Source organism: Winogradskyella sp. (assembly GCF_965228925.1).
Lineage (GTDB): Bacteria > Bacteroidota > Bacteroidia > Flavobacteriales > Flavobacteriaceae > Winogradskyella.
In genome coordinates this window covers 5,067,548-5,091,413 of record NZ_OZ245845.1, presented here as the reverse complement: position 1 = coordinate 5,091,413, position 23,866 = coordinate 5,067,548, and the positions used below count along the sequence as shown (strand labels likewise).

Annotated in this window: 21 protein-coding genes; 11 read left to right on the top strand and 10 right to left on the bottom strand. The window is 37.2% G+C overall.

Going from position 1 to position 23,866, the window contains the following annotated elements:
- Positions 1–8: 8 nt before the first annotated feature.
- The 5 genes from ACO052_RS21010 (at position 9) to ACO052_RS20990 (ending at position 7,297) form a co-directional block, all read left to right on the top strand.
- Positions 9–1,364: an HlyD family secretion protein gene (locus ACO052_RS21010; RefSeq protein WP_422105769.1), complete on the top strand. Its 1,356-nt coding sequence runs from the start codon at positions 9–11 to the stop codon at positions 1,362–1,364.
- Positions 1,365–2,771 carry a TolC family protein gene (locus tag ACO052_RS21005; protein WP_422105768.1) on the top strand — a complete coding sequence of 469 codons (1,407 nt, stop codon included), beginning with the start codon at positions 1,365–1,367 and terminating at the stop codon, positions 2,769–2,771.
- Between the two features lie 294 nt (positions 2,772–3,065).
- Complete coding sequence (locus tag ACO052_RS21000; protein WP_422105767.1) at positions 3,066–4,418, top strand: UDP-N-acetylmuramate--L-alanine ligase; 1,353 nt, start codon at positions 3,066–3,068, stop codon at positions 4,416–4,418.
- Between the two features lie 45 nt (positions 4,419–4,463).
- A complete protein-coding gene (locus tag ACO052_RS20995; protein ID WP_422105766.1) occupies positions 4,464–5,816 on the top strand; it encodes a TlpA family protein disulfide reductase in 1,353 nt (450 codons plus the stop codon).
- Between the two features lie 62 nt (positions 5,817–5,878).
- Entirely contained in the window at positions 5,879–7,297 is a 1,419-nt protein-coding gene (locus ACO052_RS20990; protein WP_422105765.1) for a hypothetical protein, read from the top strand.
- Positions 7,298–7,325: 28 nt separating this feature from the next.
- On the opposite strand, the gene ACO052_RS20985 is transcribed toward ACO052_RS20990, so the two are convergent.
- Complete coding sequence (locus ACO052_RS20985; RefSeq protein WP_422105763.1) at positions 7,326–8,213, bottom strand: DUF2268 domain-containing putative Zn-dependent protease; 888 nt, start codon at positions 8,211–8,213, stop codon at positions 7,326–7,328.
- 236 nt (positions 8,214–8,449) lie between these two features.
- Between ACO052_RS20985 and ACO052_RS20980 the strand changes: the two genes are divergently transcribed.
- Positions 8,450–9,094, top strand: a complete 645-nt coding sequence (locus ACO052_RS20980) for a hypothetical protein (protein WP_422105762.1) — start codon at positions 8,450–8,452, stop codon at positions 9,092–9,094.
- A gap of 18 nt (positions 9,095–9,112) precedes the next feature.
- Here ACO052_RS20980 and ACO052_RS20975 read toward each other — a convergent pair whose 3' ends face one another.
- The 6 genes from ACO052_RS20975 to ACO052_RS20950 all read right to left on the bottom strand — a co-directional run bounded on the left by ACO052_RS20975 (position 9,113) and on the right by ACO052_RS20950 (position 13,206).
- The gene (locus ACO052_RS20975; protein WP_422105761.1) at positions 9,113–9,556 is read right to left on the bottom strand and encodes a hypothetical protein; all 444 of its coding nucleotides are present in this window, start codon (positions 9,554–9,556) and stop codon (positions 9,113–9,115) included.
- A gap of 71 nt (positions 9,557–9,627) precedes the next feature.
- A complete protein-coding gene (locus tag ACO052_RS20970) occupies positions 9,628–10,095 on the bottom strand; it encodes a Crp/Fnr family transcriptional regulator (RefSeq protein ID WP_422105760.1) in 468 nt (155 codons plus the stop codon).
- Between the two features lie 202 nt (positions 10,096–10,297).
- Entirely contained in the window at positions 10,298–11,098 is an 801-nt protein-coding gene (locus ACO052_RS20965) for a hypothetical protein (protein WP_422105759.1), read from the bottom strand.
- A gap of 49 nt (positions 11,099–11,147) precedes the next feature.
- On the bottom strand, positions 11,148–12,035 hold the full coding sequence (locus tag ACO052_RS20960) for a dienelactone hydrolase family protein (protein ID WP_422105758.1): 888 nt from the start codon (positions 12,033–12,035) through the stop codon (positions 11,148–11,150).
- A 39-nt stretch (positions 12,036–12,074) separates the two neighbouring features.
- A complete protein-coding gene (locus tag ACO052_RS20955; protein ID WP_422105757.1) occupies positions 12,075–12,665 on the bottom strand; it encodes an FMN-binding negative transcriptional regulator in 591 nt (196 codons plus the stop codon).
- A gap of 97 nt (positions 12,666–12,762) precedes the next feature.
- Entirely contained in the window at positions 12,763–13,206 is a 444-nt protein-coding gene (locus ACO052_RS20950) for a DUF1569 domain-containing protein (protein WP_422105756.1), read from the bottom strand.
- Between the two features lie 59 nt (positions 13,207–13,265).
- On the opposite strand from ACO052_RS20950, the gene radC reads away from it, so the two are divergent.
- The 4 genes from radC to ACO052_RS20930 all read left to right on the top strand — a co-directional run bounded on the left by radC (position 13,266) and on the right by ACO052_RS20930 (position 16,821).
- Entirely contained in the window at positions 13,266–13,964 is a 699-nt protein-coding gene (gene radC, locus ACO052_RS20945; protein WP_422105755.1) for a RadC family protein, read from the top strand.
- A gap of 90 nt (positions 13,965–14,054) precedes the next feature.
- Positions 14,055–15,350 carry a polysaccharide deacetylase family protein gene (locus tag ACO052_RS20940; protein WP_422105753.1) on the top strand — a complete coding sequence of 432 codons (1,296 nt, stop codon included), beginning with the start codon at positions 14,055–14,057 and terminating at the stop codon, positions 15,348–15,350.
- Entirely contained in the window at positions 15,347–16,033 is a 687-nt protein-coding gene (locus ACO052_RS20935; protein WP_422105751.1) for a YjjG family noncanonical pyrimidine nucleotidase, read from the top strand. The genes ACO052_RS20940 and ACO052_RS20935 overlap by 4 nt, the downstream gene beginning before the upstream one ends.
- Complete coding sequence (locus ACO052_RS20930; protein ID WP_422105750.1) at positions 16,030–16,821, top strand: hypothetical protein; 792 nt, start codon at positions 16,030–16,032, stop codon at positions 16,819–16,821. Before ACO052_RS20935 ends, ACO052_RS20930 begins: the two co-directional genes overlap by 4 nt.
- A 13-nt stretch (positions 16,822–16,834) precedes the next feature.
- Here ACO052_RS20930 and ACO052_RS20925 read toward each other — a convergent pair whose 3' ends face one another.
- Entirely contained in the window at positions 16,835–18,112 is a 1,278-nt protein-coding gene (locus ACO052_RS20925; RefSeq protein WP_422105749.1) for a replication-associated recombination protein A, read from the bottom strand.
- Between the two features lie 102 nt (positions 18,113–18,214).
- Between ACO052_RS20925 and ACO052_RS20920 the strand changes: the two genes are divergently transcribed.
- On the top strand, positions 18,215–18,967 hold the full coding sequence (locus ACO052_RS20920; RefSeq protein WP_422105748.1) for a rhomboid family intramembrane serine protease: 753 nt from the start codon (positions 18,215–18,217) through the stop codon (positions 18,965–18,967).
- 202 nt (positions 18,968–19,169) lie between these two features.
- On the opposite strand, the gene ACO052_RS20915 is transcribed toward ACO052_RS20920, so the two are convergent.
- Both ACO052_RS20915 and ACO052_RS20910 read right to left on the bottom strand, forming a co-directional pair.
- Entirely contained in the window at positions 19,170–20,510 is a 1,341-nt protein-coding gene (locus ACO052_RS20915) for a SusD/RagB family nutrient-binding outer membrane lipoprotein (protein WP_422105747.1), read from the bottom strand.
- A 6-nt stretch (positions 20,511–20,516) separates the two neighbouring features.
- A complete protein-coding gene (locus tag ACO052_RS20910) occupies positions 20,517–23,744 on the bottom strand; it encodes a SusC/RagA family TonB-linked outer membrane protein (RefSeq protein WP_422105746.1) in 3,228 nt (1,075 codons plus the stop codon).
- Positions 23,745–23,866 lie beyond the last annotated feature (122 nt).

The following is a 23,866-nucleotide window of genomic DNA, read 5'->3' as shown; positions in this document are numbered from 1 at the left end:
GAATAGCTATGTTGAATATATCTAAAAATCCCTTGAATAAAAGAGTTGATTTATCCGAATACAACTCGGGGAAACGCGTTTTCAATAAGTCTTACTACAAGTATTTTAACCGCTTCTTAACAGGTTTTGCTATAGTTGGATTCATTATACTATTTCTACCATGGACACAAAATATTTCAGGTAGGGGACTAGTAACCTCACTGACGCCGGAACAGAGACCGCAAACCATACAATCCCCCATTCCTGGAAGTATTCAGAAGTGGTATGTGCGAGAAGGACAAATTGTGAAAAAAGGAGATACCATTATGCAGATTGCAGAGATTAAAAGTGAGTATTTCGATCCTAATTTGGTCGAGCGAACACAACAACAACGCGATGCAAAGGAATTCTCTGCGAAATCCTATAAGGAAAAAGTTAAAGCGCAAGAGGTTCGAATAGGCGCACTTACAAACGAGCGTAAATTGAAATTGGAACAAGCTGACAATAAATTGGCTCAGGCTAAACAAAAGGTAAAAGCAGATAGTATAGATTTGGTAGCTGCTCGGACTAACCTGAGAATAGCCCAAATTAAGTACAATCGTGCCGACAGTTTGTTTCAAGACGGTTTTGTGGCTAGAAAAAATCTCGAAGACGCCACTATAAAACTTCAAGAAACCCAAGCTAAGGAAACATCTCAAGAAGCTAAGTTATTGGTAAGTAAAACAGAAGTGACAAATGCTAAATTGGAAATAAACCGTGTAAAACAAGAGTTTGCCGACAAAATTTCTAAGGCGCGTAGTGAAAAGTTTTCAGCGCAATCCAGTCAATTCAGTACAGAGGCCGATGTGCAAAAGCTAGAAAATCAGGTTTCAAATTATGAATTAAGGCGCGATATGCTCTACATCACGGCTCCCTATGATGGTTTCATCAATACTGCTTTTCGCGGTGGGGTTGGTCAAACCTTTAAAGAAGGTGAAGAACTGGTTGGGATTATTCCGGAGAATATTGATTTAGCCGTGGAGACTTATGTGCGCCCAATCGATTTGCCATTAATACATCCTGGCGAAAAGGTACGGATTCAGTTTGATGGTTGGCCAGCAATCATTTTCAGTGGATGGCCAAATGTGTCCTATGGTACTTATGGTGCGGAGGTTGTTGCTGTGGAGCGATTTATAAGTTCTAATGGTAGATTCAGGATACTTCTTAAACCAGACCCAGATGACCATCCCTGGCCTAATGAAATAAGAGCTGGTTCAGGGGCTTTTACTATGGCCTTGTTAGAGGATGTACCTATCTGGTTTGAGTTATGGCGACAGCTCAATGGCTTCCCACCTAATTATTATCAACCGGAAGGCACCGATAGTTCCAAAAAAGCCAAGAAATAAATGATGAAGTATCTAAGCACACTACTTTTCATAGTTGTTAGTTTTTCAAGTTTTGCACAAACCGATGGTATTACCGAGACCTTGAGGTTTGACGAATACTTAGGCTATGTTAAAAAGTTTCATCCTATTGTCAAGCAGGCCGAACTGGTTATTGATGAAAGTCAGGCAAAGCTCCTAAAATCGAGAGGAGCGTTCGACCCAAAATTTGAAGTCGACTACGATCGAAAGAAGTTTAAGGGCCAAGAGTATTATGATAGACTCAACGGGATGTTTAAGATTCCAACCTGGTATGGTATAGAATTAAAGGCCACATTTGAAGAAAATTCAGGGGATTTCTTAAACCCTGAAGCCTTTGTGCCCGATGATGGTTTGTATTCGGCGGGAATTAAAATTCCTGTAGCTCAAGGTTTGTTGATCAATGACCGAATGGCATCCTTAAAGCAAGCCAAGTTGTTTAGAGAGCAAGCTAAAGCAGATAGGGACATCTTTGTTAACACCATTTTGTTTGAAGCGTCAATGGCTTACTTTAAGTGGTTACAGGCTTATAACGAACTCTCATTATTTCAAAATTTCCTCACCAATGCCGAGCAGCGATTTAGAGGTGTAGAGCGTGGGGCAGAAGTTGGCGAACGTGCCCAAATTGATGTTGTTGAGGCTAGAATAGCCATCAACCAGCGTCGATTAAGCCTTGAACAGTCACGTGTAAAATTTTTAAAAGCAGCATTAGACTTATCGACCTTTTTATGGTTGGATAATAATATCCCTATAGAGTTGCAGCCCAATGTGATTCCTGATGTTAATTCTGAACCGGTGATCGATACGACGTTTAATATTAATCAGTTACAAAACAATGATGCGATATTAGAAGCACATCCAAAGCTACTTTCTTTGGATTACAAATTACAGAGTTTGGAAGTCGATACGCGGCTAAAAGCCAATAAATTGTTGCCTAAAGTGGACGTTGAGTATAACTTCTTGACCGAAAATCCAGATGTGGCCAGGACGTTTAACACAGCAGAATATAAAGGAGGGCTTAACATTAGTTTTCCCTTGTTCTTGAGGAAAGAACGCGGGGATTTAAGATTGGCCAAAATCAAGCTGCAGGACACTGAATTTGAAATTGATGCGACGCGTGTTAATCTTCAGAATAAGATCGATGCCCTGCAACAAGAACTCGATTCCTATGTGCTGCAAAATGATATTACACAACAAATGGTGACTGATTCGGAGCGTTTGCTAGTTGCAGAAGAACGAAAATTTCAATTGGGAGAGAGCTCTCTGTTTTTAGTCAATTCGCGCGAATCTAAGTTGATTGATACGCAGTTAAAGGCCATTTCAATTCAGTATAAATTCTTTAGTACTAAGGCAAAGTTGTTTAATAGTTTGGCTGTGAATCCTGAACTTTAAGTGATAACTTGATGTCAGTTCGAGTGAATTCTATGATTGAAATGAATAGAATTTATATCGAGAACTTCTTGTTAGTAAAAGTTCTCAATACAATTTGCTCGAACTACGCTCGGTATCTTCAACTAAAGCTATTACTTTAATTTCGATAACCCTCAAGGGGACATTCTACAAATCAAAATTGCAACTATTGTCCCCTTGAGGGGACTTTAGGGGTGTTCAATCCGTCGGACTATTTAAACAAGAATTTATCTACCCTTATTTGGAATTTGATTTTTGTAAGTTGATATTTGCTACATGAATGTACATTTTATCGCTATTGGCGGTGCTGCCATGCACAATTTAGCCTTGGCACTTCATAATAAAGGCTATAAGATTACAGGAAGTGATGATGAAATTTTTGATCCTTCAAAATCACGTTTAGAGGCCAAAGGCTTATTGCCAGCACAATTTGGCTGGTATCCAGAGAGGATTACCTCAGATTTAGATGCTATAGTTTTAGGTATGCATGCTAAAGCCGATAACCCCGAGTTGCTAAAAGCTCAAGAACTCAATCTAAAGATTTATAGTTATCCAGAGTTTTTGTACGAGCAATCTAAAGATAAAACACGAGTGGTTATTGGCGGAAGTCATGGCAAAACTACGATTACCTCCATGATTTTGCACGTGATGCATTATCATGATCGCGATGTGGATTATATGGTCGGTGCGCAATTAGAAGGTTTTGATGTGATGGTAAAGTTGACTGAGGACAACGACTTTATTGTATTAGAAGGTGATGAGTATTTAAGCTCGCCCATAGACAGACGGCCTAAGTTTCATTTGTATAAACCCAATATTGCTTTGTTAAGTGGTATCGCTTGGGATCATATTAATGTATTCCCAACCTATGAAAATTATGTAAAGCAGTTTAAAATCTTTGTAGACTCCATTGTTTTAGGTGGCAGTATTAATTACAACGAAGATGATGCTGAGGTGAGACAAGTGGTAGAAGCCTCAGAAAACCAAATTAGAAAGATACCCTATAGGACTCCGGAGTATACTGTTGAGGATGGTGAAACCTTACTAGAGACTCCAGAAGGCCCAATGCCTATCGAAATTTTTGGTGCACATAACTTAAATAACTTGGCTGGAGCCAAATGGATTTGCCAACATATGGGCGTAGATGAGGATGATTTTTATGAAGCGATTGCTACCTTTAAAGGCGCCAGTAAACGTTTAGAAAAAATTGCTGAAAATTCTAAAAGTGTGGCTTATAAGGATTTTGCACACTCACCAAGTAAAGTAGAAGCCACCACCAAAGCTGTAAAAGAACAGTATAGGAATAGAACTTTAGTGGCCTGTTTGGAGTTGCATACCTACAGTAGCTTAAACGCAGAGTTTTTAAAGGAATACCAAGGCGCTTTAGATGCCGCTGATGTAGCGGTCGTCTTTTACTCACCTCATGCAGTTGAAATTAAAAAACTGGAAGAAGTCACCCATGAGCAAATTGCCAATGCATTTAAACGCGATGATTTAATGATTTATACTAATCCAGACGATTTCAAAAATTTCTTGTTTTCCCAAGATTTTGAAAACAAGGCTCTGCTCCTAATGAGTTCAGGGAATTATGGAGGCCTAGATTTTGAGGATGTGAAAAAGCTATATTAGCAGTATGACATTCATTGACAGAATACAATAATTTAATTATATGCCATGAACAAAGCTATCTATACCCTATTTTTTCTGGTTTTTAGTTTCTCATTATATGCAAAATCGGGACGCGTAAAGCTTTCGGGAAAAGTGACCAATCCTACAGAGACTTCGGTTAAGATTACCTTTTTTGACTATGAGGAAGTTGTTTCAGCAGACTTAGACGCTAAGGGTAACTTTACATTATCGGCAAAAATAGAAGATGGATTCTACCTTCTTAATTATGGGCGTCATACAGCATATATTTACCTCTATCCAAAGGATGAGCTTACCCTAAGTTTTGATGCGAAATACTTTGATAAAACCCTTGCCTTTGAGGGTAAAGGTTCTGAAAGAAATAATTACCTCGCTAAAAAATCACTTAATGATGCTGAACTCACGGAAGATTTGGAGGCTTTTTATAAGGTAGAGGAAGCCATTTACATGGAAAATATTAATAACCTCAAACAGATACATTTAGATGATTTAAACAAGTACGAGGTTGAAGATTTCTTTAAGACGGCTGAAGAAAAGTCCCTAGAGTATGCTCGGCTCCTGAGCATCCAGAATTATAAATCGAATTATAAATTTTATTTAGGCGAGGATATAGAACCGTCATCACAGTTTTATCAACCCATTGAAGATGTAAAGCTAAACAAAGAGGAGGATTATAACAAACAACCGTATTATCGTTATTTGGTTAATTCTATTTGGAATAAGAGAATTGAAGCAGCACCTACCGTTGATGATATGTTCAATGAATTGCGCAAAGTACCTTTAAGAGAAACACTAATTAGCTTGGTCAATGGATTTTATTCTAAAATATCTTCAACCAATGAACGCTCAAAGGACTACTTAGATCTGATTAAAAAGATTACAACTCACAAACCCTTTATTGAAGCTGCTGAAAAACGATATGCTGAGGTGATGAGTGCCAATGGTCTTAAGAAAGGGGATGATGCCCCTCAGTTTAGTTATGAGACCATTGACGGAAAGATCGTCAACTTAAGTGATCTCAAAGGAAAATATGTTTATATCGACGTATGGGCGACTTGGTGTGCACCTTGTATAAAACAAGTCCCTTATTTAAAGAAACTGGAAGAACGCTATCACAATAATAATATCGTTTTTGTAAGTATCTCTGTCGATAAAGAACCTGTTAAAGATACTTGGAAACAATTTGTAGCAGACAAGCAACTTGGCGGGTTGCAATTATTTGCCGATAAATCCTTTGATAGCGATTTTATGAATGCCCTAGCAGTTAACTCAATTCCACGCTTTATTCTAATCGATCCAGAAGGCAAAATTGTAGATCCGGAGGCACCAAGACCGTCATTTGATAAGACCATCACATTACTAGATGAATTATTGAATTAGCACATCCATTATTGGTAACAAAAGGCTAATACTTCATACTTATAGTATACAAGCTATCTCAAATGAAGGTTAACCATTTGTTCTATGATTCCGAAGTCAACTTCAAGGCAATGTCTTGGAAAAGAATAGTACTGTCTATTTTTCTTGGCTTAGCCTCAGCAGTGTTAATTTATGGTTTCTTTTACGTTTTGCGGGAAACAGATAGAATGCTATTTCTTGATTTCGAGGAACGCCCTGTTGTAATGCCCGAAAATGAGCGTCAATTAAGCAATGTTTTCTTTGCTACGATATCCATGATTCTGGGTAATTCAGTGTCCATTAGCTATTTGTTTTCACGACCGCAACATGTATTCCCACGAAGAAATAACAAACGGACGAGAATATTGAACGACCAAGCGTTTTTAGGCTTTAATTTTATTCATTGGTTTGCTAAGGTTTGGTTTTTGTTTGCTGCCTTTTCTTCGCAATTTATGGGTTCAAAATTTATCGTGAATTTTTTGTTGCCATCAATCTTATTGATTCTTGTACTTTACTTTGACGCTTGGAAAACATTGAGTCTCGTCATTAAAAAAGGGCGATGGAAAATTATATGCATTCACTTCTGTACTTTACTGTTGTTAACACTCTGTTTGAGCCAATTCGATGTTATTAACTACAAGTCAATAGATGAGATGGCATATAAAGCACGTCCAACTATTGACGTTCCTACGAGTAATTTTGAAGAGGAACTTCATGATATACGTTATTACAATAGACCAGTATTTAAAATAGACTTTATTTCTGAAGACCAAGTTGGTTATTTTAATGAGTATAATGATCCTATAGAATTATATGAGGTTCTTAGCTATATTGATGATTGGCATGATGAAATTCCGCTGGAATTAGAGCGAAAGTCAACACCTAGGTTAAGAGCGAATAAAAATATACCTTTAAAAGCCATAAAAGCGCTTGAACTTCAACTTTTTATATTAGGGAAAACGAGAATTATCTATGAAGTTGAAAACAATGATGAGTTGACGAAACGATTTTATAATAATCAAATTAAGTATGCAATTTCTCCAGCTTTACAAGAAGCCATTCCGAGAAAACCATCAGACCCGCCAAGAGTATTCGTTTGGGATTCTTATAAAGAGCGCGTATTTTCAGACACTATTCGTGTTCATATTACCAATAAAATATTAGTGAATGATAGCCCAGTTTCATTAAAAAATCTAGTGAACAAATTCGAATATTTTATTAGTCCGTCCATCACTTTTGAATACGTATACACAGATGATACTACCTATCAAGACTATATAAATGTACTCTCTGCCCATAAAAGTGCCATACGAGAATTAAAGGTCAGTAATTCCATATATGATTATGAAGCAATGATTTTAGAAATTCATCGCAATCGATTCAGCAAAGATGAAAAACTCAACGCCGAACGCTCAAGATTAGATGCGGAATTTCCGCTTCTTATTACTGAACGGTTTGAATAGCTCTTGGAATACAAAGGGTATTATTTCGCTAGTCTAAATAGTCATCGAGATAACCACTTTTTTCCAAGAACTCATTAGCATCTTTAATATCCAACATCGCTTTTATAGCTGTTGTTTTGTCGGGTTGTTTCTCATAGTAAGATTTTCCTATCTGATAGCCCATCCAATACCCTAAGTCATTAGGCCGGTCATCTTTTCCTGAAGTTCCGTAGAGCCAATCGTCCCAATTGTTGGAATCCATTATTTTCACAAATTCCTTGCAAAGCTTGTCCTTATTTGACTCTCCGTATTTATAAGCTACTGTATTAATGTGACTTCCAGAGATCATTTCTCCAAGAAAATCGGCAATACCTTCGTTGATAGACTGATCTAAAAGCGACGGGTTTTGATGATATCGCTTTTGTTGAAAATGTATAAGCTCATGAGCCACTATATAAGGAACGTTATCAATATTGTTTTGCGTTTCAGCCCCTATAATAAGGCCATTTGGCGTCGATGTGCCACCAGAATTAAAATTACCTATAACAAAATAAACAGGTGGGAATTTTGCTTCGGGAAAAATATACTTCAACGCATAGAATGCCGCTCTGATTTGTTTCTTTTTTTCTTTAACCCTAAAGGTACTGGCTTTGACGTCGAGATACTTTTGCTTGTGCCTTTTTACATTATGATATAAAGTATCGGCATGTTCAATACGATATGGGGTAAAGTCGATGACGCCCTGACTGCCAATTTTCATATAATACGCATCAAATGGATTACCCTCATAACCATTTTCCATTAAGTTGAAGGCCTTCCAAAAATTATCGATATCGCTAGTGATAAGTTCGCATGCGTTTGGATCCGATGGAAAACTTTGAGCATATATTAAAACGTTAGTACTAAAGACAATTAAAAATAAGATAAGATGCTTCATGGTATACAAGCTTTATAAGAGATAACTGCGTTAACTAAGTTCGTGGAAAATAGTGAAAAAGTCAAATACACAATTTTCTAAATTGGTCTTTAAAAAACCAAGATTTTTGAAAAAGTCAAATCTTATCATTATACGCACAATAAGTTCATTTGTCATGCGTTATCCATTTTAGTTTAACCAACCTCAAAAACGATAAAGCACTACTACGTTTCAAGTTATTATCAATCATCACAATCATGAAACGAACAGTTTATTTATGCTTTATCGCACTATTGACATTATCTTGCTCTGCCTCAGATGATCATCAAGATAATCAAGACCCGATTTCAAATTTTTATGCCCTCAATGTAGGCAACCAATGGGTGTATAAAAACTACAAGTACAATCCTACAACACAGACTTACGACAATACAGGTATTATCGATTCGGTAAGTATTGTCGGTACAGAAGTCCTTAACAACAACACTTACTATAAGTTTAGACGCTGGACAACTGGTAATGAAGCTGGTATTGCGTTCTGTAATCCAAATGGTGAACATTTTGAGCTGTTGAGAGACTCTCTAGGTTATTTGGTGCGAGATGATGGCCGTATTAAATACGCCAATAATAATTTTTCGGCCAGAGTACTCGATGCTGCTGATTGGGGTATCGTTTATGATCAACTTATTGCTTTGGATAATGAAATCACGGTCGAAGCGGGTACTTTTATAAGTACCTACTCTCAACGTTATGCCATTTTAAATGACGGTAGCCAATCCCCAGGGTTGGATCATTTTTATTATGCAGATGGCTATGGGCTTATCTATAATACCTCGTCTTTTATAAATCAGGATATACCATTTATAGTAAGGCGGTTAGACACCTATAACATACAAGATTAAAAGATCTTATTGAAGGTTCTAAGACTTTTGTTTAAAATGAGCATAAAAACTTAGGATAATGGCCAAGGAGGAAACGATGGTCATTACGGTACCTGGAACGAATTTCACATAACCACCCAAATCCATAAAAAGAAAGTACCCTAAGTCTGCTAAACCACCAGTGATGGCTGCCAAGAAGATGGCATTTTTATTGCCCTTCCAGATGTAAAACGCAGAAATAAATGTAACGATACCGATCCAGAATAAATTAAATCCGTGCTGTCCAATAATGGCACCTGCTGCTTTTGGATAATCGTGTTGCAAGGTATCTGGATCAACGGCATCCGCAATTCCGGTAATCGAAGCCGTAATATCATCAGTGAGTATGCCTTTCATGGTCATTACACCGGCAAGCACATGCACAAGTCCCCAAATAATCCAAAGAATGGTAGAAATTTTAAATAGTAGCGATAGATTTTTCATTTTGAAAAAAGTTAGTTTATCAAAAATGAAGGAAGGAAATCACTTTTGCATTAATCTAGATTAAGAAGTGATTATTTTTTTAAATGTTTCCGTTTTATAGTACTTAAAGCTTCAGGCGTAATACCTAAGTAAGAAGCAATCATTTTTTGAGGGACACGCTGTATAATATTAGGATAGGTTTCTGTAAAATGCTGGTAGCGATCCATAGCTGAAAAACTCATCAGCATAATAATTCTTTTTTGTAAAACAGCAAGCCGCTTTACCAATGGTTTTACATTTTGATGTTCTTTGGAAATGTCTTTTTCATGGACTGTAACAATAGAATCTTCAAGGGCATCGATAAACAAATCACATGGTACTTCGGGTGGGAGGTTGTCGGCGATGGTCCAGTTTTCTGGCGCGAATATAAAGATGTGTTCTTTTCCTTTTTCATCGATACTATAACCTCTCAATAATCCCTTATGCACATGATAAATTTTAGAATTTAACTCACCACTTCGCTGAATAAGCTCACCTTTTTTTATAGCTTTTTGATGCATGAATCTATAACTTAATTTGTAATAAAGATAGAACTTCCGTTTTTGTGTGAATGATTTTCCTTGTAGAATAAGGACAATAAAGCGCTATCTTATCTATGAAATATCTTCTTGTGTCAGTGATGCATTCCGTCTATTGTGAGGTGATTGGAAGCTTAGGTGATTAATTAGTTGGGAATTACTGAAGCGATTTTTCTTTAAATACCTATCTAGGTAAGCCTAAAATATAATAACCTGCCTTTTTTCCATTTGCTTTTTTTGCTTTATTTATATCCCAACTATAAGATTGATTTTTAAAATCCTTTATGAGATATTCAATATCATCGAATGTGTAGATTCTCATTATTGATGCTTGCCCATCCCAAGCATAACATAATGGAATTATAGGAATAAGATAAGTAAAGAGTAATTGTTTCCAGCTTAGTGGTTTTACAAAAGGTGTCATCAATAACGCCATAATAAAGAGTATGGTTAAAGACAGTGGTAGTAATAACCACCAAAGTAGTGTTGGAATAGTGTTTTCACCAATTTCATAAATCAAGAGAGGCTGCTTATTATCTTGTGCTGATTTTAAAATACGTTTGGCAATATCTGGAGGCATGTGGTGAAAACTATTCATCATAGTCTTTAACCCTGCTGATAAATTGCCTAAATGTGTTGCATCAATCGAGCTCTCATTATAAGACACATGAGGAATGTTACTTGAATTTATACGTTTGACTACCTTAGGGTTTGGATGCAGATCTGTTAAGATTAATGGTATCGCTTTTTGATGATTAGCATTTAATTTTTCCATAACCTCTAGCATTATACCTCCAGAGCCCGAACCCAAATCGATAATTTGGGAAAAGTCATTTTTTAGTTTGGTGTTGGAGATAATTGAAGCAATGACATCAGATGTACCCATCATTTTTTGTAATACAACTAGTAGATTAGTCATACCCGTTCTAATAGTATTTGGAAACCAATCGAGATCTTCAAATTCAAAAAGTTGTAGTCTTTTCATAAGCTCCAGAAATTAAATAAGCCTTGTGTTCAAATTGCTTAATTGAAGTTTATTTTAAATGCTTATTAAAAAAAGCAATAGTTCTATCCCAAGATAATTGGGCAGCATCTTTATCATACCGGGGTGTGGTATTATTATGGAAGCCATGATTAACCCCAGGATACATATAGGCTTCGTATTCAATATCGTTTTCTTTTAGCACTTTTTCAAATGCAGGCCAACCGGCATTGACTCTAGTATCTAATTCACCATATTGGAGTAGAAGAGGTGCTTTTATTTTTTTAGCATCTTCAGCATTGGGCTGTCTACCGTAATAGGGGACTGCTGCACCTAAGTCAGATAAGCGCACGGCCATCATATTGGATATCCAACCTCCAAAACAAAACCCGACCACACCGACCTTACCACTACAATCTTTATGGGTTTTTAAATAATTATAAGCGGCTATGAAGTCTTCGAGCATTTCATTGCGGTCACGTTTCTTTTGTAGGGCTCTACCATCATCGTCATTGCCAGGGTAACCTCCTAAAGGTGATAAGGCATCAGGAGCTAAAGATATAAAGTTTGCTTTAGCAACGCGTCTGCCGACATCCTCTATATAAGGGTTAAGCCCTCTGTTTTCGTGAACCACTACGACGCCTGCTAATTTTTCATTATGTGCTTTGGGTTTAGACAATAAACCTTTAATGCTGCCACCACCTTTTGGAGATTCATAATTGATAAAATTAGAATCAAGGCTTGGATCATCTGGTTTCACCAATAGCGTATCGATATAATTTGGAGACATAAAGCTTAGTAACGATGACACCGTTAGACCACCGACAGCATAAACAGACAGTTTTTCAACAAATTGACGCCGGTTGAGTTTGTTATGGGCATAATCATCGTAGAGGTCAAACAGGTCTTGTTTGATATCTTCCTTTTTTATGTCTTTCATCTTTTCAGTTTTAAAGTGGCCTTTTAAAATTACTGATTTTCAGAAGACCTTATCCAAAAATAGGCGGATACTTTCTTGATTGGCTCGAATCAACTCCTCACGAGCAGCTTTCATATCACTCGTTTTTTTATCCTGCGAGAGTTTAAATTTACCTTCCCAATGGGTAATATCAATTTCAAACATTTTAATATAGTCGAGATTGGCATTCAAACGCGGATTATCAGGTTCTAGGACGTAGTTGTGATCGGGGGCTTCTAAAAATTCTGTCATAGTGATTAATGACTGTTTTAGTGCTGCTTTACTCTCAATGGCTTTTACAATACCTTTAATATGGACTTTTATGTAGTTCCATGTTGGTAGCTGTGTCGTTGAATAAACGGTTGGGGAAATATAGCATTGTGGCCCGCCAAAAATAATGGTAACCAGCTTGTCGTCCTTTAGTAATTGGGCTTGTGGATTATAAATATCTATATGTCCAATCAATTTATGGTTTTCGTACACCAAAGGTAAATGCGTGATGAGTGGTTCATTATTTTTTACCGAAATTACTGTAGCTAAGGGATAGGTTTTAATCACATCAATCATGTGATCGATGGTATCATCTTGATGGTGTTTTGGTGGATATTTCATGCAATGAATTATGAGTAATGGCTAGCTAATAATACGAATATATTCAAGGCAGTTATCTTTGGATTATAATTAAAGCGGTGACTGAGCCTAGTCGAAGTCAAACCCCAAATTGTCTAAGATGATGATCAAGGTGCTTATATTGCATTTTACCCCATTGATCTTTGGTCAATTCGCCAAAAGCAGGGTGCGCTTGCCATTGGTCTTTTTCGCGTCGGGAGTTCAATTCGTCCAAAAGCTGTGTAATGGCTTTTAATTCCGTGTCAAAATCTTTGGTGTCAGTGATTTTAAAACCAGGAGCTGTTGGTAGATTCTTTCTCCAAAGTTTATCGCTGTACATACTTTTTTTAAATAATAAATTCATCAACCAATTCGGCTTTAAACCGTAATCCTCTTTTTCAAGAATAATATTCAGAGGCATTTGGCAATGGTGTAACATTTGCCCTACATTCATTTTTCCCCAAACAGGTTTAGAATCGTTTTGAAGTTGTTGAATTCGCGTGGTGATTTCGTCATAGACACCGTCGTCAAAAAAGGATTTCATGGCCATGGAAATATTAGATTAAATTGGTGCATTAAATTTACAATTTTTATCTTTAGTGCATGTCTAAAAAATCCAATTCATTCCCTATAAAATATTGGTCCGAAGATGACCAACCCAGAGAAAAACTTAAAGATAAAGGAAAAACCGTTTTAAGCGATGCAGAGCTCGTTGCCATATTAATTGGCGCAGGTAGCAAAGAAGAGAGTGCTGTTGATTTATGCAAACGGATTTTATCGAATGTCGATAACAATCTTAGTACCTTAGGGAAATTATCCATTAAACAGTTAATGGAGTTCAAGGGTATAGGTATGGCTAAAGCTATTACCATTCTCGCCGCTTTAGAACTTGGCCGGCGTCGACGTTTAGAGGATGCTTTAAGACCCAAAAAGATAACATCCAGTCATACAGTCTATGATATTATGCAGCCCATAATAGGTGAATTACCACATGAAGAATTTTGGATATTGTACCTTAACAATTCAAATAAAATCCTTCACAAAAATCAATTGAGCAAAGGGGGAATTACAGGAACTTTAGTCGATGTGCGTTTAGTTCTAAAAAATGCCTTAGAGGTTGGTGCCACAGCCTTGATTTTATGTCATAATCATCCCTCTGGAACCTTAAAACCTAGTAAGTCCGATAGGGATATTACTCGAAAACTAAAGTCAGCTGCCCAAAGTCTAGATATTAAAGTTTTGGATCATCTTATTATCACCGAGAAAGCGTATTTTAGTTTTGCGGACGAAGACCTATTGTAAAAGACCAAAATCAAAATACAAACACCAATAACCAATTTAAGACTTTGAAGAATTGAAATTTGGATTTTAGAAATTGAAGATTAAAACAAGTTGTTATTAGTTTACACCCATAAGATTACGCCGCGCTTAAAATACACCTTTAAGCATATCTGTAAGCGCATCCTAGATTTAGATGTGAGGTTTACGTCCAAGGTTGAGGATTTTATAGCGCATAGTAGCCTAAAAATGTCTTATACCAAAAAACCCTTGAGCAGTGAGCTTTTTGTACGCAGTCATGAACTGTTGTTTGAGCAAGGTTTGTCAGATATAGATATTAGCGTGCAGTCATGGGACGATACCAAAGGATTTTTCCCAACAGGTGAACGTAGCGATTTGCCATTCGATATTTTTGCGGCATCGTTTTATCTATTAAGCCGCTATGAAGAGTATCTACCCCACGTAAAGGATGATTATGGGAGATTTATGGCTAAAGAGAGTTTGGCCTATAAACATCGATTTTTAAATCAACCCATTGTAGATATTTGGGCCTATAAATTACAGGCTGTTCTTAAACAACGTTTTCCCGATTTTGTATTTTCTAAGAGGCACTACAAGGTACAACCGGTCATTGACGTACCCATGGCTTTTTATTTCAGAAAAAAAGGCTTACTCAGGACCATAGGCGGAACTTTAGGTGATATCGGAAGGCTGAGGTTAAGACAATTGTACCAACGCTATTCCGTCCTTATGGGATTTAAACGCGATCCCTACGATACCTTTAAATGGATTATTACAAAACAAAAACAATCCGACTTTAAGTTTATGGTATTGTTTTTAATTGGTGATTATTCGACCTATGATAAGAATAACAGTACTAACAAAAAAGAATTTGTATCGCTGATTAAGTCTATTGCCGACTATTGTGATGTAGGATTAAAAGCATCTTATTTTGCGCTTGATGAGGTGTCTGTTTTAAAAAAGGAAAAATTGAAGATGGAATCCATAATTAATACCGAATTAAAAGCGGTGAGACATTCGTTTTCAAAATTGAATCTTCCTAAGTCCTATAGAAATTTAATCGAACTCGAGATCAACCAAGACTTTACGATGGGTTATATAGATACATTAGGGTTTAGGGCAGGGACATGTACGCCATTTCAATGGTACGATTTAGACTACGAAGTACAAACTCCATTAAAAATAAACCCTTACCATTGTTTGGATTATGCCTTATTAAAGTATGAGTCGCAACTCGATAAATCCGAACATTTACAAAGACTTATTGAAGCAATAAAAGCCGTTAATGGTACGTTTGTCCCTATATTTCATAATTACACCTTCAGTAATGTAGACCGTTGGAAAGGGTATAGAGCACTTTTTAATTTAATTATAGAAACCACTGAATGAAGGATAAGATAAAACATGTGTTTTTTGATTTAGACCATACCCTATGGGATTTTGATAAAAACTCGGGCTTGACGTTTAAGAAGATTTTTGAGTTAAACCGTATAGATGTAAGCTTGGATGCCTTTTTAGAAGTCTACGCACCTATCAATCTCGACTACTGGAAACTTTATAGGGAAGAGCGTATTTCTAAGGCCGATTTACGTTATGGTCGTCTAAAAGATGCCTTTGATGCTATAAAAAAGGATGTGGACGATACTATGATTAACCATTTATCCGTTTCCTATATCGAATATCTGACGACATTTAACCATTTGTTTAAAGGGGCTTCTGAAGTGCTGGATTATTTAGGAGATAAATACGAATTGCATATTATCACCAATGGTTTTGAAGAGGCCCAAGAACGAAAATTAAAAAATTCGAATATCAGACATTACTTTAAAACGATTACAAATTCAGAGATGGTAGGTGTAAAAAAACCGAATCCAAAAATTTTTAATTTTGCCTTAGATGTTGCCAATGCCAATGCCGACGAAAGTATAATGATTGGTGACAGTCTCGAAGCTGATATAGAAGGTGCAGAAGGGGTTGGCATGGATACGATATTTTTTAATTGTAGACACCAAACGCTATCGACACCTTATAAAACCATTCATCAATTGATGGATATAAAAACACTGTTATGAAGAAGAACTTTGTATTACTACTAATGTTATTGGGAGGCTTTTTGAACGTAGTATCCCAATCAAAGACTGCCCCTTATAAATATGTCGTTGTGCCCTTGCAATATGATTTTTTAGATGCTAAAGATAAGTTCAGATTAAATACCCTAACGCGGGTATTATTAAAAGGAGAGGGATTTAATGTGTTTTTTAGTGAAGGTGAGCAACTGCCGGAAGATCTCTCAACCAATAGATGCCTGGCCATGTATGCAGATGTCCATAAAGTAAAAGGTGGATTCCTTAAAACAAAGTTGAAAATGTCTTTCAAGGATTGTTTCGGCAATGTCCTTTTAGAATCAGAAGAAGGTGCTAGCAGGGAAAAGGATTTTGCAGTGGCCTATAAAGATGCCCTTAACAAAGCATATGTAACCTTGGATTTCTCAAAAATTCAAAATAAAGCAGTATCAGAACAGTTGGCCTTGGTAAAAGAACCACCTCCTTCACCAGAAATTGATGACGTAGAGGAAGAAGTATTAGATGAAGAGATTGAAATTGTAGAGCAAATAGATCAATCAATTCAAAGGGAAACGAAAAAGGAAGAACAGGTACTTTATGCGCAACCAATTACCAATGGTTTTCAATTGGTCGATACGACACCAAAAAAAGTTATGGTATTGCTTAAAACGGCAAAACCAAATGTCTTTATAGTCAAAGGTAAAAATGCTATTGTTTATAAAGAAAAAGATCAGTGGTTATATTCTGAAACAACAGAAAACAGATATGATGTTGTTCCGCTCAATATTAAATTCTAAGGATCTTATAGGTTTAATAACCATATTTTTCTTTCCATAAGGCTTTTAAATACTTGCGCTGAGACTGTTCTCTCGCGTTATTGCCTGGATTGTATAGCGTGGTATTCTTTATCTCTTCGGGAAGAAACTCGTGTTCCGCAAAATTATTCTCGTAACTATGAGCGTATTTATAGTCATCTCCATAACCCAGTTCTTTCATGAGTTTGGTCGGTGCATTTCTAATAGATAGGGGCACAGATAAATCCCCTGTTTCTCTAACCAATCGCTGTGCTTTGTTTATAGCTTCGTAAGCTGCATTGCTTTTAGGGGAGCTCGCTAAATACGTAGCGCATTGACTTAAAATAATTCGAGATTCGGGATTGCCAATCACGGATACGGCTTGAAAGGTGTTATTAGCAATAACTAGAGCGGTAGGGTTGGCATTGCCAATATCCTCACTGGCTAAAATCAAAAGGCGTCTGGCAATAAATTTCACATCTTCACCGCCTTCAATCATTCGCGCTAAGTAATACACAGCAGCATTGGGGTCACTACCACGTATGGACTTAATAAAGGCCGAAATAATATCGTAATGTTGCTCGCCTGTTTTATCGTAACGTGCAGCTTTATGCTGAACTTGTTTTAACACGAGTTCATTGGTAATACTGATGGATTCATTTTCAAATGAGGTCACCAATAGCTCAAATATGTTAAGTAATTTTCTGGCATCTCCTCCCGAAAGTCGCAACAAGGCTTCGGTCTCCTTTAATTCTATATTTAATTTGGAAATGATCTCGTCTTCTTCCATGGCACGCTTTAGCAAGGCTTCTAAATCAGCTTTGCTAAAAGGGTTTAGCGTATACACCTGGCACCTTGAGAGTAAAGCTGAAATCACTTCAAAACTTGGGTTTTCTGTAGTCGCACCGATTAAGGTCACCCACCCTTTTTCTACAGCTTCTAAAAGTGAATCTTGCTGCGATTTACTAAAACGATGAATTTCGTCAATGAATAGAATAGGGTTCTTAGCCGTAAACAAACCACCGCTTTTTTTAGCCTTATCTATAACCTCCCTAATGTCCTTTACGCCCGAATTTATAGCACTCAGCTTATAAAAAGGGCGTTCAGATTCGTTGGCAATGATATTGGCCAGCGTCGTTTTTCCAATACCGGGTGGTCCCCAAAAAATGAGTGAAGGCACAACTCCACTTTTTATTTGCGCATAAAGCATACCGTCTTTTCCAACCAAATGCTGTTGGCTCAGGTAGTCGTTTAGCGTTTTTGGACGCAGTCGTTCGGCTAAGGGCGTGTTCATAATTCAAAATTACAAAATGCGCTAATAATCTAAGTGCTTATGACAATATTTCATGGTATGGGGTTTTGGTCATAAATTTGAAGTACCTATTGAAATTTTAGTATGTCCTCCGAGCAGTTTAAATATTCGAATTCAATAATCATTTACCCTTTACTAATTGTATTTATTATATGGTTAGTGTTTTGGTATCAGATAAATATCGATTATGGCATTAAATCTTTTGGTATAAAACCCCAAAAGCTAGAGGGGCTTCTCGGTATTTTTACAAGTCCATTTTTGCATGCCAACATAGAACATTTGTATAACAACTCAATCCCGCTTTTTGTACTGTCCTTATCGCTTTTTTATTTCTACAATAAAATTGCCTGGAAAGTACTGCTTTATGGCATTCTATTGTCTGGTGTATTGACATGGATTATTGGCAGGTCTGGGAATCATATAGGAGCCAGTGGATTGATATATGTTTTGGTGAGTTTTATATTTTTCAAAGGCATTTTTGCAAAGCACTATCGGCTTATCGCATTATCCTTAATGGTCATATTTTTATACGGCAGTATGATTTGGTATGTGTTTCCTATTAAAGATGGAATATCTTGGGAAGGTCATTTGGGAGGGTTGATCTCTGGGTTCGTTTTTGCACTTATATTTAGAAAGCAAGTCGCTCAACCAGAACGCTATAAATGGCAACAACCTGATTATAACGAGGAGGACGATCCTTTTATGAGGCATTTTGATGAAGATGGAAATTTCATTGAAGTGTTACCTGAGGATGACATAGCAACAGGCGACACATCAGAACCTGATGAAAGTCAAACAATAAAAATCAAGTATATTTTCAAAAAGAAGGACGATTAGTTAAGATGTATTCATGATATAAGGTATCCTATTCCATTATGTATTGAATTTGGATCTATTCTAGGGTATTTAAACCTAAAATTGAGAAAAAGATCTGAATTAGATAAGGTTTGCAGAGCGTAGTATTAAATACATGTGTCAATGTAAAAGAGGCGATTCGTTTTTAAGCGAATGGCCTCTTTTAGGACTAACACAATTTGTTTCAATTGCTTGGAAAGGCCCATAAATCGTCATCTAGCAGATGACCACCTTGGGCTGAAATAGCCGAAGTATAGTTGGCTTCATTATTTAAGCGTTCAGTTATTGGATATAAAAAACGTCTAGGAATAACTAAAGATGGATTTAAACTGGGCACTGCATCTGGACTAGGTGTCAATGCTGGATAACCAGTACGTCTGTAATCTACCCAGGCTTCGATCGGTGCATTACCATAGAGTGCTTTATATTTTTCTGTAATAATAATTTCAATTTTTTGTTCCGTAGTACCAGTTAAGGTTAAAGCATTGACATAGCTGGAAGGATCCGAAATTCCCATGTAATTCATATTTGCAGTAACAGCATCCTGTAAAGCCGTCAGTGCGTCGGTATCACTGCCATTAGTTCGGACTAAAGCTTCAGCCTCAATAAATTTTACTTCCCAATAGGATATAAGCGGAGTAGGTGAGTTTGGTTGTCCCCAAAAAAGGTCACCATCGGTAAAATCTTCACCGTTTGAAGTGTATAAAGATAATCTGGGATCTCCGGTCATCATATTATTTAGAGTTGTTCCAAAACCTAAGGTACTTGGCCTATCAAATTCGAATAGATATAGTGGATTTGAGTTTTGTGCAGGTAATGAAAAAGTAAAATCTGGTTGATTTGACACTTCGCTTAAAGCTTGTTGTGCTTCAGTTAAAGCATTTTGAGCAGCAGAAGGATCTACCGAAGTTAAGTGCAAATAATAACGCGCTTTAAGGGCATGGGCCGTTTCATCCCAATTAACATTACCTATTATGGTGCCACCTATACCATTGCCAACACCGTCGGCCAAGGCTTCATCAAGTAAAGTTTGTATGGTATTATAAATATCTTCCTGGCTGTCATAGACAGGAGTAAGGTTTCCTGTAGATTGCGCCTCGAAAGCTTCGGTGTATGGAATGTCTCCCCAGGTACAGGTGGCAAAGCCCAGATTAGCGGCCATATATAGCTTTGCTAAAGCACTCACCTCGCCTGAGAAATTTTTTATGATATAATCACAGTCGGTTAAAGTGCCTGCACCATATAAGCCAAAATCCCATGCATCGTCTATATCACTTTCACCTATGTTATATTGTGCATATTGCGCTTGTTGTGCATCTAAACCATCAAAATGCTGTATGACAATACCGGCAATTCTGCCGTTAAGTGCGACTAGGTTTCTATGGGTTTGTGTGATCATACCTGGATATACAACGCTGGCATTTACAGTAGCAGGGTTGTCAGGGTCTACGTTGACTTCGGTGATTTCACAAGAAAAATGTTGAAGTGTTAAAATGAGTATTGCTATATGTGTTATCTTTTTCATAATGGTCTAAAAATTAAATTTAACATCAAGTCCGTAAGATTTGGTATTAGGCTGATTGAAATAATCCAATCCAATGCCGTTTGTATCACCAGTGAGATTGGTTTCGGGGTCTACGCCCGGGTAGTCTGTACTTAACCATAAGTTTCTGCCAAAGGCAGATATAGTAACAGTTTCAATAAAAAAATTCTCCAATATTTTTTCTGGCAAACTGTATGACAATGTAATTTCTCGCAGTCTAACCCAAGAGGCGTCATACACGTTTGACTCTGATAATCCACCAAAACCGTAGCGTCTCCAAAAATTATTATTTTCGCTAATGGTGTTGTCAAAATATGGGACTACTTGGGTATTTGGCTGTCCAGTGGATTGAACTATGCCTTGGAAAACAGTGCTTCCCTCTCTTATTGATGTTCTAGCCGAAGTTCCAAAGTAATCCAAAATTCCACATGTACCGCACCATACATCGCCGCCTTGCCTTATGTCAAATAATACGGAAAGACTCAAATTCTTATAGGTGAATGTATTACTTATACCAGCAAGCCAGTCGGGTATGGGGTCACCTACGATACCATCCGTAGAATCGCCTAAAGGATAGCCAGCGTCATCAATTAAGATTTGACCATTTTCATCCCGTAAAAAGCGTGATCCAAAAATAGAGCCGAAAGATTCACCTTCTTTGGCTACGGAGGACGTACCTGAAAACCCATTTAGTGTTATAACCTGATCTGGAGATTCTAATTCTTCGACCACATTATCGTAAGTCGTCCAATTAATACTTACATCCCATGAAAAGTTAGTTGTTCTTATGGGTGCACCACCAAGAGAAACTTCAACACCTTTGTTAGATATCAATCCAATATTATCAAATCGGTCTATAAAACCAGAAGAAGGGGCAATATCAACGGGAATGATTTGATCTTTGGTTTCCCTATTGTAATAGGTCATATCGAAAAGTAACCGATTGTCAAAAAACTTAAATTCTAAACCAGCTTCAAATTCTGTTGTTTCTTCAGGTTTGAGATTGAGGTTTCCCGCTCTAGAGGACTGCTCAAATGATATGACATCGTAGGCAGGAAATAGCGCACTTTGAATAAAACCATCACCAGATGCGGTATAGCCAATAAAATTGGTTGACGTTGCGTATTGAGGAGCATCATTACCCGTTTTTCCATACGATAATCTGAGTTTCGCATAATTCACCGTATTAGAATCTTTAAAAAGTAGGTCATTAAAAATAAAACTAGAACCGATAGAATACGATTGAAATGTGTTATTACCCACGGGCAAGGTTGACGACCAGTCATTTCTGAAAGATGGCGTTAGATATAGAATATCCTTATAATTAAGTGTAGCCGTTACAAACGCACCGATTAATTTTCTATTTGTTCTGGTACCTTCAAAATTTTGTGTCGTCTCGGTATTGATTAAGTTGAAAAACCCAGGGATTGACATACCATCACCGAAAGTAGTTCTTCTATTAGATTTGGTATAAAACCCGTCATAACCTAAATTAAAGTTTAAATTTATAGTCTCAGTTAAGCTTCGAAATCCAGACACAATCGCATTCCAATTCACGTCTTGGTTATAGATATTATCCAAGATGACCCTACCGTTACTAAAGCTAGCGTCCAAAATGTCAAAACCTATTGTTCTGACATCTGTATATCTATCAATAGATGCTGTGGTTCTAAAGGTTAGCCAGTCATTAAATTGATAATTGAGCCCCATTTTACCAATGATACGGTTGACATCATCTTCATTTTTGTTCCTAGCGACTGTAAAATAGGGGTTGTTATAAATACCATCTCTGTAGCTTCGGTGACCTGGTAATTCTTGGCCTGGAATATCATAATAATAGGAGGAAGGGCTATCCGCTGCTTCTTGTCCTATGAGCCCATTTCCATTATCGAACGTTGGAGACGTTCTTGTTAAGCCAAGCATAATCCCTGATATGTTAGAACCTCTTTGAACCCTATTTCCACCAGAGGTGGTATATTGAGCGGATGCATTTAATGAAATTTTATCCGACATTTTAGCATCCAAATCCAGTCTAAACGTTTTCCTTGCAAATTCCTCATTGGGAGATATACCTTTTTGGGACAGGTTGCCAATAGATGCTCTATATCGTACAACATCATTACCACCACTTGCAGCAATATTAAAATCGTAGATTTCCCCTGTTTTAAAAAAGTCATAGTGGTCATAAGTCTGTGCTGCTATACCATTACCAGCACCGACTGGGACCAAACGCCCGTTAGGGTTAAAGGGGTATGTGCTATCCCCATCGTATTCTAATGTAGAGACCCTGGGTCCCCAAGAATCCCCTTCAAAAGTTTCTGGGCCCCTCCATATTTGGTTTCCGTTAGTGTCAATACCACCTTGGGCAAACTCTCGTTGTAAACTAGGGGCTTGGTTAAATTCCGAGAAACTAAAGGAGCTATTAACACTGATTCTCGTTTTTCCGGATTTTCCTTTCTTAGTGGTGATGATAACAACACCATTAGCGGCTCTTAATCCATAAAGTGTTTGAGCTGCAATACCCTTAAGTATTGAAATATCTTCAATGTCTGACGAGTTTAAGTCGATGGCTCTGTTAGAAAAGTCAGAACCTGCCAAACTAGAGTTATTAAATGTTGTTGTTGGGTCTTCGGAAAAGGAGGAGTTATCAATAGGTACGCCATCTACGACAAATAATGGTGAGTTTGATCGGGTAATTGATGTATTACCTCTAATTCTTATATTAGCAGAAGCACCAACAGAGCCAGATGAAGCGGTGACTTGAACACCTGCCGCTTTAGAGCTTAAAGCTGTGGCGATGTTCGCCTCCCTAGAATTTGTTACTTCCGTTGAGCCTACGGATTCCACGGCATAACTCAAGGATCTTGGTTTGGCGGTAATGCCTTGGGCAACTATAACAACTTCCTCTAAGGCTTCTGTATCTTCCTCCATTGATACATTAATAATGTTAGAGGTGCCTATGGTGATGCTTAAGGTCTTAAAACCCAAATAGGAGAATTCTAAGATATCGCCTTCACTAGCCACTATGGAATAATTGCCGTCCAAATCAGTTTGGCTTCCTGTAGTTGTTCCTTTTTTGAGGATATTTACCCCGGGGAGAGGGATATTGTCCGATGCAGATGTTACGGTCCCAGTAATTGTTCTTTCTTGTGCAAAACATAGTTGCATCCCAAGCGCTAGTATTAGCACTATAATTCCCCTAGATTTTGTTTTCATATGGTTGTGTATTAAGATTTCAAAATCACTAATAAACGGGGTAAGATTTTTTGAAAAAGGACGAACCGTAGGGTAGACCCTTTAGAAAAACACTAATAAATGGGGTAATGTTTTAAAATAAT